This window comes from Parvibaculum sp. MBR-TMA-1.3b-4.2 (assembly GCF_053628815.1).
On the sequence record NZ_JBRJHC010000001.1, the window covers coordinates 2368667 to 2378821 of the forward strand.

The following is a 10155-nucleotide window of genomic DNA, read 5'->3' on the forward strand; positions in this document are numbered from 1 at the left end:
TCAAGCCTCTTCGGCTTGCTTTGCTTTCAGGCGCTCGCTTGCGCGGCGTTTGACGCTTTCGCTTTTGAGCTGGCCGCAGGCGGCCATGATGTCGCGGCCGCGCGGGGTGCGCACGGGACTGGCATAGCCGGCCCGGTTCACCACATCGGCGAATTTCTCGATCTGACCCCAGTCGGAGCATTCGTAAGGCGAGCCCGGCCAAGGGTTGAACGGAATGAGGTTGATCTTCGCCGGGATGCCTTTCAACAGGCGGACAAGCGCTTTTGCATCTTCCACGCTGTCATTCACATCCTTCAGCATCACATATTCGAAAGTGATGCGCTGCGCATTGCGCAGGCCCGGATATTGCCGACAGGCGTCGAGCAGTTCGGCGATCGGGTATTTCCTGTTGAGCGGCACGAGCTTGTCGCGCACTTCATCGTTCGGTGCGTGGAGTGAGATGGCGAGCATGCAGCCGATCTCTTCGCCCGCGCGCGGAATTTCCGGCACGACACCCGAGGTCGACAGCGTGATGCGGCGCTTGGACAATTGCAGACCTTCGCCGTCGGAGACGATGTTCAGCGCGTCACGCACATTCTCGAAATTATAGAGCGGCTCGCCCATGCCCATCATGACGATGTTCGTCACCATGCGGTCGTCCGAATTGCGGATGCGGGGCTGGTCGGCGCTTTCCGGCCATTCGTTCAGGCTGTCGCGAGCGACGAGGAGCTGGCCGACGATTTCGCCGGGGGTGAGGTTGCGCACCAGCTTCTGCGTGCCGGTATGGCAGAAGGTGCAGGTGAGCGTGCAGCCGACCTGCGAGGAGATGCAGAGCGTGCCGCGGCCTTCTTCGGGAATGTAGACGGTTTCGATTTCGGGGCCGGGCTGGCCGGGTTTTTCCGGCGCCAGCCGCATCAGCCATTTGCGGGTGCCGTCCACCGAGACGAGTTCCTCGACCACTTCCGGCCGGGCGATCTCGTAGCGCTCGTTGAGTTGCGCGCGCAGTTCCTTCGACAGCGAGGTGATGCCCTCGAAGTTTTTCAGGCCGCGATTATAGATGCCGTTCCAGAGCTGGTTGACGCGCATCCGGATCTGCTTTTCCGGCAGGCCGAGCGCTTTCAGCTCGTCGGCAAGCTGCTCGCGGGTGAGGCCGACCATATTGATCCGGCGCGGGCGCGCGGCTTCCGTCCCGCCGGTCTCCTGACCGTCGAGCGAGGGAGCGTTTGGGTTTGAACGCGCAATGTCGAGCTGGGGCGCCATGGCCGATGCCCTGTTTCGTGTCTGTTCCGGAAAATCATATCAGACGGCTGCCCGTTCCGCCCGTGTTGGGGCGAGGTCGCGGGGCTAGCCGCCTTTGGCCGGTCTCATATCACAGATGAGGCCGGAATTCCTATATGGGGCGCCGGCAAACGGTAAACGGCCTATTTCGGGCAGGCGGCGTCGATCTTGCTGAGCGCGTCGGAGCTGCCCTTCAGCGAATAGGTGTCCGTGGTCAGCGTATCGCGCGTGGAGGTGCCCTTGATGACCATTTTGTAGCCCTTCTTCAGGGCGTCCACCATGGCGGAAGACCGCTTCACATTGTCAAGCCATGCCCAGAAGCGGTGCTCGCCGCCTTCCTTCACGCCCGTGAAAAGCTGGAACTTGTCCTTGTCGATGGTCGCAAAGGGATGGCTGGTCGGGGAAAAGGGATAGCCGACGCGCATGCTGATCTCGTTGCGCGTGCCGCGGGCCGGGCGGTGGGTGACCATGAAATAGACATCGCCCCGGTTGGCTCCCCTGGGCAGCATCTGCTTGGGCTCGGTCATCGCATAGCAGATGCGGTTCTTCCCGGTGCCATAGGTATAGGCGGCCCAATCGCCATATTTTCCGAGCAGCTTCAGCTCATCCGCGGCCTTCGCAGGCGCGGTAGAATAGGCAAACAGGGCAAGGGAAAGACTCAGGAATACAAGGCTCCCGGGGAAACGCATCGCTTTTGGCATCATGTTCCACTCAGATTCGTCCGACCGACGGGCGGCGTTCGACCATAACGGGACGGGGGACAGATTTCCAGAGAATCACCCTCAGAGAATCGCCCCCGTATCATTATTGAAAGCCTAGGGAGCAAATCCGGCAAAATTTGGAAGGCGCTTCCGTCGCGTGTTCTCATCCTGTGTCCTCCTTCCTGTGTTCTGGCGGCTTTCGGGGGCCTTGTGATAAACAGGGCCATCGCAACCGATCCAATCCAGTCCAGAGAGACAGATTCAATTACAAGTTCTAAGGGGACGCTCATGAAAGCCGTTTTGTGCAAGGAATACGGACCGCCGGAGACGCTCGTTATCGAGGATGTGCCGAGCCCGGAGCCCGGTAAGGGGCAGGTGGTGCTCGAAGTGCATGCCGCGGCGGTGAATTTCCCCGACGTGCTCATCATCGAAAACAAGTACCAGTTCAAGCCGCCGCTGCCCTTTTCGCCGGGCGGCGAGGTGGCCGGCAAGGTCATCAAGGTCGGCGAGGGCGTGACCCGGGTGAAGGTCGGTGACCGCGTGATCGGCTCTTGCGGCTGGGGCGGTTTTGCCGAAGAAATCGCCATCGACGAGGGCCGGGTGACGCCCATCCCCGATGAGATGGACTACACCACGGCTTCCGCCTTCCTGATGACCTATGGCACCTCGCATCATGCGTTGAAAGACCGGGCCCATATCCAGCCGGGCGAGACGCTTCTCGTGCTGGGCGCGGCGGGCGGCGTTGGTCTTGCCGCCGTCGAACTCGGCAAGGCGATGGGCGCGAAAGTGATCGCGGCGGCGTCCTCCGAGGACAAGCTTGCCGTCTGCAAGGAGCATGGCGCCGACGAGACGCTGCTCTATCCTTCGGGTCCGCTCGACAAGGATGCGCAGAAAAAGCTTTCTGAACAGATCAAGGAACTGACGGGCGGACAGGGCGCCGATGTCGTTTACGATCCGGTCGGTGGCGACTATTCGGAAGCCGCGCTGCGGGCCACCAACTGGGAAGGCCGTTTCCTGGTGGTCGGTTTCGCTTCCGGCCCGATCCCGAAGATCCCGCTCAATCTGGCGCTCCTCAAAGGCTGCCAGATCGTCGGCGTTTTCTGGGGTGCTTTCACGGCGCGCAATCCGGAAGGCAACCAGAAGAACCTTCAGGAGCTGATGGACTGGTTCAAGGCGGGCAAGCTGCGCCCCCATGTCTCGAAGACCTACAAGTTCGAGGAAGTTGCCGAGGCGCTGAACGACATGGCCGCCCGCAAGGTGAAGGGCAAGATCGTGCTGGTGCCGTCGCGCTGACGGCGCGCATTCGAAGTCGAGGCGGGGCGGTAACGCGCCCCGCCCGTTTTGGGCTGGGGGAGAATAGCGTTCCATGAATCGCCTGATCGTCATTCTTGGCGGAGGCTTTCTTCTCCTCCTTCTCGCCCTTTTCGGTTTCCTCATCCACGTGCTGCTCGCCTCGGGCGATGCGACCTATTGGGAAACCGAGATCGCTGCTTTCGAGCGGCGTGACGTGTCCAATCCGCCGCCGCAGGACGCCGTTCTCTTTCTCGGCGGGCGCAGCCTTCGCCGCTGGTCGACGCTCGAGCGCGACATGGCGCCCTATATCACCATCAATCGCGGTTTCGGCGGTGCGCAGGTTGCGCATATCACCCATTACGCATCGCGCATCGCCGCGCCTTACAATCCGGCCGCCGTCGTCATCATCGTGGGCGCGGACGATCTGGCCGATGTACATGGCCGTCGTCCGGAAGACGTGCTGAAGGATTTCGTGGAGCTGTTGCAGACCCTGCGCAAGGACGGGGTCGGGGCGCCGGTCTTCTTCGTTTCCATTCCGCCGCAGCCCATGCGCACCTCGCGCTGGTACGGCATGGCGCGCGCAAACGAACTCGTCGAGAAATATACGAAAAGCGATCCGAGCGTTCATTTCATCGATGTAACGAAGGATCTCCTGCTGCCCAACGGCAAGGTGAATATCGATTATTTCCGCTGGGACGGGCTGACGCTGTCCGGCGCCGGATACCAGGTGCTGTCGCGCCATATCAAACCGGCACTCACGGCCGCGGGGATCGAGCCGCAGAACCGGATGAATGCCCCGGTTGCGGATGGTGAGGCGAGTGACGAAGCGGCGAAAGATGGGGCGGCAAACGATAGCACGCCGCAGGCAAATGCCGCCGCGAATGAAAATGCAGAACAAGGGATACCCGCTTCGACTGAAAACGGGGAAGCGGCTCAATAATCCCGATACGAATTAAAAACAGGGAAGGATGTTTCAGGAAATGACCGGGAATTTTTCGCGCGAGACCAGCGCCGGCAAGGTGGAAGGCATTTGCGACCCGAAGTTCAAGGGTGTCGCGGAGGCGTTTGTCGAGAATTTCGAAAAGCGCGACGAGGTGGGCGGCAATGTCTGCATCACGCTCGAAGGCAAGACGGTGGTCGACCTGTGGGGCGGAAAGAAAGAGCGCAACGGGGATGCATGGGAGAAGGACACGGTTTCCATCGTCTTTTCCTGCACCAAGGGCGCGACGGCGCTCGCCGCCCATATGCTGGCCGATCGCGGCAAGCTCGATCTCGACGCCAAGGTCACCGACTACTGGCCGGAATATGGCGCGAATGGCAAGGAGGAGACGCTTGTCTCCATGATGCTCGACCATTCCGCCGGCGTGCCGCATGTGCGCGAAAAGGTGAAGTCCGGCGGCTATTGGGACCATGACTATATGTGCGGGCTCGTTGCCGGCGAAACGCCCTTTTGGGAACCCGGTACGCGTAATGGCTATCACGGCGTTACCTTCGCCTGGACGGTCGGCGAGATGGTACGGCGCGCGTCCGGCACGTCGCTGGGGGCGTTCTTCCGCGACGAAATCGCCGGGCCGCTCGGTCTCGATTTCTGGATCGGTCTGCCGGAAGACAAGGAACCCCGCGTCGCGAAAATGATTGATGCGGAAATGCCCGCCGATGCGGCGACCTCGCGCTTCACACAAGCCGTGATGAACGATCCGCAATCGGCCTCGCATCTTTTCCTGCTCAACAATGGCGGCGCCAATTTCAATTCGCGCGAGTGTCATGCCGCGGAAGTCGGTTCGGCCAACGGCATCACCAATGGTCGCGGTCTTGCGGGCATGTATCAGCCGCTGGCGAATGGCGGCGGCAAACTCGTCTCGGCCGATACGCTCAATCGCATGGGGCGCGTTGCCATGGCGACGCATGAGGATGCGACGCTGCTCATCCCGTCGCGTTTCGCGCTGGGCTTCATGAAGTCGATGGACAATTCGGCGGTGCCGAACGCGGTCAATTCAAGCTGCGTGCTGTCGGAAGACGCTTTCGGCCATGTCGGCATGGGCGGCTCCATCGGCTTTGCCGATCCGCGCGCGCAGATGAGCTTCGGCTACAACATGAACCGGATGGGCTTCGGCATCCTGCTCAACGATCGCGGTCAGGCGCTGGTCGATGCCGCCTATGAGGCAATCGGTTACAAGCGGTCGGGCGGCGTCTTCGCAGGGTAAGGATCAGTCCTCTTCCTTGAGGTCCTCGCTGGGCGGCATGTGCAAGGCCTCCCGCGCGTGTTTGCGATGGGTCGGTTTGATGTGGCTCGACACGAGCCCCATCGCCGCCATCAGCACGGTGGCATCGTCGGTGAAGCCGAAGCCTGCCACGACATCGGGAATGAGGTCGGCAGGCGTCACGAAATAGGCGAGGGCGGCCAGCAGGATCGCCTTCACGCGCACCGGCGTTGCAGGGTCCCGCACACAGTAATAGGCGGCGCCCGCTTCCTCCGAGAAGGGGATGCGGCCGGCCACTTTCAGGAGCTTCTTCCAGAAGCCCTTGCGGACCTCTTGCTCATTGCGGTGCATCACGGCGGGCAGCATGAGCCGGGAGCTTTCCAGCTCGCGCTCTACGCCGTCCGGGCCGGAATGTGAGCCTTGCGAAGGGGCCATGTCGCTCTCGTCGCCTTTCCTGCTTATGCCATTTCGTGCATGTAATAGAAAAATGGGGGCGGAAAGGGGGCGTTGCAAGCGCAAGGCGCCCCTGCGTCAATCGTGACGCCGCTTTCATTTTGCGTAGTTTCCCTGCATTTTCGGGCATTTAACGCTCGCGTAAAGGGGCCGGAATTTGCTAAATCCCTAATCCGAGCGCCGGTGCCGGGGTCCCCTTACGGGGCCGGTACGGGACATACAAAGCGGGGCGGATGCGCCGAATTACCGGCGGCATCGAAGCTCCGATCCATTTCCCGTAGGGGGAAAAACAGGGAGAGCCTAATGAAACTCGACTCCAATATTTCCGCCGTGATCACGGGCGGTGCGTCCGGCCTCGGCGAAGCGACGGCCCGTGCGCTGGCTGCGCAGGGCGTGAAATGCGCGCTGTTCGACCTGCAGGAAGACAAGGGCGAAGCGGTCGCCAAGGATATCGGCGGCGTGTTCTGCAAGGTGAACGTCACCGACGAAGAGAGCGTCGATGCCGGTTTCGCCAAGGCCCGCGACGCGATCGGTCAGGAGCGCATCCTGGTGAACTGCGCCGGTACCGGCAACGCCATCAAGACCGCTTCCCGCAACAAGGAAACGGGTGCGGCCGAGCACTTCCCGCTCGACAAGTTCAACCTCATCATCCAGATCAACCTCGTCGGCACCTTCCGCTGCATCGCCAAGTCGGCGGCGGGCATGCTGTCGCTCGATCCGCTGGAAGACGGCGACCGTGGCGCCATCGTCAACACGGCGTCGGTTGCGGCTGAAGACGGCCAGATCGGCCAGGCTGCCTATTCCGCGTCCAAGGCCGGTGTCGTCGGTATGACGCTGCCGATCGCGCGCGACCTTTCCCGCGAAGGCATCCGCGTCAACACCATCCTGCCGGGCATTTTCGACACGCCGCTTCTGGCCGGCGCGCCGGAAAAGGTCCGTCAGGCGCTGGGTGCGCAGGTGCCCTATCCGTCCCGTCTCGGCCAGCCGGCCGAATATGCCAACCTGGCCATGACCATGATCCAGAACGGCTATTTCAACGGCGAAGACGTCCGTCTCGACGGCGCGATCCGCATGGCCCCGCGCTAAGCGACAAAGCCTCACGGCAAACAAAAGCCCCGGCGGAAACGCCGGGGCTTTTTCGTTTGCGCTTACACCTATGCCTATTTTTTCTTTGCTGGCTGGGGACGTCCCGCGGCGCCGGCGTAACGGTCCATCGCCTTTGCCATGGCGATGTCCTTTTCGCTCACGCCGCCCGCGTCATGCGTCGTCAGCACGACTTCCACGCGGTTATAGACATTGGCCCATTCGGGGTGATGGTCGGCTTTTTCGGCGACGAGCGCGATGCGGCTCATCCAGCCGAAGGCTTCGTTGAAATCCTTGAAGCGATAGCTTTTCTCGATGGCGTCGCGTCCGCGCACCTTGCTCCAGCCCTTGAGCCCGGCCAGCGCCTTGCGCCGCGCCGCATCGGACAGCTTGTCGGTCATATCCCTATCCTTTGCCTCTGATATCCGCCGCAATATTTCATGTCGATTGGGCGATTGATGCGCGACCTTCGCGCACCTACCTTTGCCATGCAAGTCAGGGAGAGACATTTGGACTGGTCGAGGATGAAAGCGCCGCCCATAGAAGAATTCGAGCGTATCGCACGAGCCGCATTCGACGAGCTGCCGGAAGAGTTCCGCGCGCGCTGCGCGGATGTCGTCATCCGGGTGGAGGATTTTCCGGATGCGGAAGTGATGGCGGAGATGGAACTCGACAGTCCGTTCGACCTGCTCGGCCTCTATCACGGCGTGGCGGAGACGCATCGCAGTGTCTTCGAGACCACGCATATGCCCGACATGGTGTTTCTCTACCGTCGCCCCATCCTCGACTACTGGACCGAGTATGACGAGAAGCTGGCCGACATCATCCGCCATGTGCTCATTCACGAGATCGGCCATCATCTGGGCTTTTCCGACGATGACATGCACGCCATCGAACGCGGTGCGTCATGAGTAAAGGCAAACGCCCTGCCGTGCTTTTCGTGTGTCTCGGCAATATATGCCGTTCGCCGACCGCGGAGGCTGTGTTCCGCACCCGTGCGGCGGCGGCCGGGCTCGATGTGGAAATCGACAGCGCGGGTACGGGCGCATGGCATGTCGGAAAATCGCCGGACCCGCGCGCACAGGCGGCGGGGGAGGCGCGCGGCTACGATCTCTCGTCCCTTCGGGCGCGGCAGGTGAAAGCGGCCGACTTCCAGCGTTTCGATCTCATCCTTGCCATGGATGAGGACAATTACGAGATGCTTTGTCTGAAAGCGCCCGGCGATATGCGCGAGCGGATCGTCATGATGATGGATTTCGCGCCGGACCATCCCGAGCGCTCCGTGCCCGACCCCTATTATGGCGGGGATGACGGGTTCGCCCATGTGCTCGACATGCTGGAAGAAGCATCCGACGGGCTCATTTTGCATCTTGCGGGCTAGTCTTCTTCCGCCCATTCCTCATCGGGTTCGAAGGCGTCTTCCGGATAGGTTTTCTCGATTACATAAGGTCCGCCGCCCTTGCTGGCGCGCGAGGAAAAGAGCGCGAACCGCGTGGCCGTGAAGCCGGGCGTCGCAAACAGGTTATGGGCCTGAATGAACTGTGCGATCTCGGCGGGGTCGGCGCGGCGCGTTCGCGCCAGCGTGATATGAGGCAGGAAAGTCCGTGTTTCGGGTTTCAGGCCGATGCGGCGCATGGCGCTTTCATGCCGCCCCTGCAGGATGCGCAACGGTTCCGACGGTTTCACCCGCGCCCAGACGGCATGAGGCGAAGCGCCGCCGAATTCGCCAAGTCCCTCGATCTCGACGGGGAAGGGCGTCATCGGAATGCGGGAGAGCGCCTCATCCGCGTCGTCGGCCAGGTTTTCGGGAATGTCGCCCAGAAAGCGCAGCGTGATGTGGAAGTCATGCGGCTCGATCCAGCGCGCGCCATCGAGCCCGCGTTGAAGCTGGACGAGTTTCTCCGAAACTTCCGGCGGAATTTCCAGCGCTGTGAAGAGGCGGATCATGGCCTTGTTCCTTGTCTGTCATACCCGGATTTGATCCGGGCATGACAGGGCGGTTTCGTTCTGGATTGCCGGTCACGCCCTGCAATGACATTGCAGAGTGAAGAACCCTTTCACGCTCCTCAAGGGCAGGGGTTGGGCTGGCTCTGGTGAATCTCGTGGATTTCCTTTTCCAGTTCCTCCGTCCACTCCAGATCCTTCGAGGCGATGTTGAGCTTCAACTGCTCCATCGTCGTCGCGCCGATGATGTTCGACGTCACGAAAGGACGCGTGGTGGCGAACTGGTTGGCAAGCTGAGAGGGGTCGAGCCCATGCTTTTTGGCAAGGGCCAGATATTTTTCGATGGCCGCGTCGGCCTGCGGGCTTTCATAGCGCTGCAGGCGGTTGAAGAGCTGTTTGCGCGAGCCTTTGGGAAGCGCCCCGTTCTGGTATTTGCCGGTGAGATAGCCCTGTGCCAGCGGCGAATAGGCAAGAAGCCCGACATCTTCCCGATGGGCGATCTCCGCGCCGCCCAGTTCGAAGGTACGGTTCAGGAGATTGTAGGCGTTCTGGATGGAGGCGACGCGGGCAAGGCCCTTCGTCTCCGAGGCCTGAAGGAATTTCATCGTGCCCCAGGGCGTCTCGTTGGACAGGCCGATATGGCGGACCTTGCCGGATTTCACGATCTCGTCCAGCGTTTCGAGGATTTCCTCGATGGGGTGCGTTTCCGCTTTGACGTGGCGATAGGCAAGGCCGCTGCTGCCGAAAAGGGCGACGGGCCTGTCCGGCCAGTGGAGCTGGTAGAGATCGATATAATCCGTCTGCAGACGCTTCAGGCTCTTGTCGACCGCTTCCATGATCTGGGCGCGGCTTTGTTCGACGGGCGAGCCGTCGTCGCGTAGCCAGTCCATCGGTGCGCGCCCCGCGACCTTCGTGGCAAGGATCACCTTGTCGCGATTGCCGCGTGCCTTGAACCAGCTGCCGATGATCTTCTCGGTCGAGCCTTGCGTTTCCTTGCGCGGCGGCACGGCATACATTTCCGCGGTGTCGAAGAAGTTGATGCCCTGGTCGATGGCGTAGTCCATCTGCTCATGGCCTTCGGCCTCGGTGTTCTGCTCGCCCCAGGTCATGGTGCCGAGGCAGATCGAACTCACCTTGAGGCCGGTTCGGCCCAGTTCACGATATTCCATGCGGTTTCCCCCTCTTTCGTGTCTATGACGGTTTCGTCGTTGCGGGTTCGGAAA

Annotated in this window: 12 protein-coding genes; 6 read left to right on the plus strand and 6 right to left on the minus strand. The window is 61.6% G+C overall.

Translation table 11 applies throughout. The features are described 5' to 3' along the window. Both rlmN and ACSSVQ_RS11375 read right to left on the minus strand, forming a co-directional pair. Positions 1 to 1239 (minus strand): 23S rRNA (adenine(2503)-C(2))-methyltransferase RlmN, encoded by a 1239-nt coding sequence (gene rlmN / locus ACSSVQ_RS11370; RefSeq protein WP_454183171.1) that lies wholly within the window; start codon positions 1237 to 1239, stop codon positions 1 to 3. A 161-nt stretch (positions 1240 to 1400) separates the two neighbouring features. Beyond that, positions 1401 to 1946, minus strand: coding sequence for an invasion associated locus B family protein (locus ACSSVQ_RS11375; protein WP_293327058.1), 546 nt, complete (start codon positions 1944 to 1946; stop codon positions 1401 to 1403). A gap of 300 nt (positions 1947 to 2246) precedes the next feature. Between ACSSVQ_RS11375 and ACSSVQ_RS11380 the strand changes: the two genes are divergently transcribed. From ACSSVQ_RS11380 to ACSSVQ_RS11390, 3 genes are all read left to right on the plus strand, one after another. Beyond that, on the plus strand, positions 2247 to 3251 hold the full coding sequence (locus ACSSVQ_RS11380; protein WP_293327056.1) for an NADPH:quinone oxidoreductase family protein: 1005 nt from the start codon (positions 2247 to 2249) through the stop codon (positions 3249 to 3251). A 73-nt stretch (positions 3252 to 3324) separates the two neighbouring features. Then, entirely contained in the window at positions 3325 to 4191 is an 867-nt protein-coding gene (locus ACSSVQ_RS11385; RefSeq protein ID WP_454183174.1) for a GDSL-type esterase/lipase family protein, read from the plus strand. A gap of 40 nt (positions 4192 to 4231) precedes the next feature. Next, complete coding sequence (locus ACSSVQ_RS11390; protein WP_454183176.1) at positions 4232 to 5455, plus strand: serine hydrolase domain-containing protein; 1224 nt, start codon at positions 4232 to 4234, stop codon at positions 5453 to 5455. Between the two features lie 3 nt (positions 5456 to 5458). On the opposite strand, the gene ACSSVQ_RS11395 is transcribed toward ACSSVQ_RS11390, so the two are convergent. Further along, positions 5459 to 5887: a YkvA family protein gene (locus tag ACSSVQ_RS11395; protein WP_454183178.1), complete on the minus strand. Its 429-nt coding sequence runs from the start codon at positions 5885 to 5887 to the stop codon at positions 5459 to 5461. Between the two features lie 321 nt (positions 5888 to 6208). Here ACSSVQ_RS11395 and ACSSVQ_RS11400 point away from each other — a divergent pair, with 321 nt between their 5' ends. Next, the gene (locus ACSSVQ_RS11400) at positions 6209 to 6991 is read left to right on the plus strand and encodes an SDR family NAD(P)-dependent oxidoreductase (RefSeq protein WP_293327048.1); all 783 of its coding nucleotides are present in this window, start codon (positions 6209 to 6211) and stop codon (positions 6989 to 6991) included. A 74-nt stretch (positions 6992 to 7065) separates the two neighbouring features. Here the strand turns inward: ACSSVQ_RS11400 and ACSSVQ_RS11405 are convergent, their stop codons facing one another. Further along, positions 7066 to 7413 carry a 4a-hydroxytetrahydrobiopterin dehydratase gene (locus ACSSVQ_RS11405; RefSeq protein WP_454184688.1) on the minus strand — a complete coding sequence of 116 codons (348 nt, stop codon included), beginning with the start codon at positions 7411 to 7413 and terminating at the stop codon, positions 7066 to 7068. Between the two features lie 63 nt (positions 7414 to 7476). Here ACSSVQ_RS11405 and ACSSVQ_RS11410 point away from each other — a divergent pair, with 63 nt between their 5' ends. Together ACSSVQ_RS11410 and ACSSVQ_RS11415 are read left to right on the plus strand one after the other, a co-directional pair. After that, positions 7477 to 7899, plus strand: coding sequence for a metallopeptidase family protein (locus tag ACSSVQ_RS11410; protein ID WP_293327077.1), 423 nt, complete (start codon positions 7477 to 7479; stop codon positions 7897 to 7899). Next, positions 7896 to 8369 (plus strand): low molecular weight protein-tyrosine-phosphatase, encoded by a 474-nt coding sequence (locus tag ACSSVQ_RS11415; protein ID WP_454183180.1) that lies wholly within the window; start codon positions 7896 to 7898, stop codon positions 8367 to 8369. Before ACSSVQ_RS11410 ends, ACSSVQ_RS11415 begins: the two co-directional genes overlap by 4 nt. Here the strand turns inward: ACSSVQ_RS11415 and thpR are convergent. Further along, positions 8366 to 8935, minus strand: a complete 570-nt coding sequence (thpR, locus tag ACSSVQ_RS11420; protein WP_454183182.1) for an RNA 2',3'-cyclic phosphodiesterase — start codon at positions 8933 to 8935, stop codon at positions 8366 to 8368. The genes ACSSVQ_RS11415 and thpR overlap by 4 nt on opposite strands. Positions 8936 to 9054: 119 nt before the next feature. Then, positions 9055 to 10101, minus strand: a complete 1047-nt coding sequence (locus tag ACSSVQ_RS11425; protein ID WP_454183184.1) for an aldo/keto reductase — start codon at positions 10099 to 10101, stop codon at positions 9055 to 9057. Between the last annotated feature and the right edge of the window lie 54 nt (positions 10102 to 10155).

What these genes read in the sequence shown, in the direction of transcription:
- ACSSVQ_RS11415 (WP_454183180.1), top strand. Translation starts at nt 7,896, where the DNA reads ATGAGTAAAGGCAAACGCCCTGCCGTGCTTTTCGTGTGTCTCGGCAAT.
- ACSSVQ_RS11425 (WP_454183184.1), bottom strand. Translation starts at nt 10,101, where the DNA reads ATGGAATATCGTGAACTGGGCCGAACCGGCCTCAAGGTGAGTTCGATC.
- ACSSVQ_RS11400 (WP_293327048.1), top strand. Translation starts at nt 6,209, where the DNA reads ATGAAACTCGACTCCAATATTTCCGCCGTGATCACGGGCGGTGCGTCC.
- thpR (WP_454183182.1), bottom strand. Translation starts at nt 8,935, where the DNA reads ATGATCCGCCTCTTCACAGCGCTGGAAATTCCGCCGGAAGTTTCGGAG.
- ACSSVQ_RS11385 (WP_454183174.1), top strand. Translation starts at nt 3,325, where the DNA reads ATGAATCGCCTGATCGTCATTCTTGGCGGAGGCTTTCTTCTCCTCCTT.
- ACSSVQ_RS11410 (WP_293327077.1), top strand. Translation starts at nt 7,477, where the DNA reads ATGCAAGTCAGGGAGAGACATTTGGACTGGTCGAGGATGAAAGCGCCG.
- rlmN (WP_454183171.1), bottom strand. Translation starts at nt 1,239, where the DNA reads ATGGCGCCCCAGCTCGACATTGCGCGTTCAAACCCAAACGCTCCCTCG.
- ACSSVQ_RS11390 (WP_454183176.1), top strand. Translation starts at nt 4,232, where the DNA reads ATGACCGGGAATTTTTCGCGCGAGACCAGCGCCGGCAAGGTGGAAGGC.
- ACSSVQ_RS11395 (WP_454183178.1), bottom strand. Translation starts at nt 5,887, where the DNA reads ATGGCCCCTTCGCAAGGCTCACATTCCGGCCCGGACGGCGTAGAGCGC.
- ACSSVQ_RS11380 (WP_293327056.1), top strand. Translation starts at nt 2,247, where the DNA reads ATGAAAGCCGTTTTGTGCAAGGAATACGGACCGCCGGAGACGCTCGTT.
- ACSSVQ_RS11375 (WP_293327058.1), bottom strand. Translation starts at nt 1,946, where the DNA reads ATGCGTTTCCCCGGGAGCCTTGTATTCCTGAGTCTTTCCCTTGCCCTG.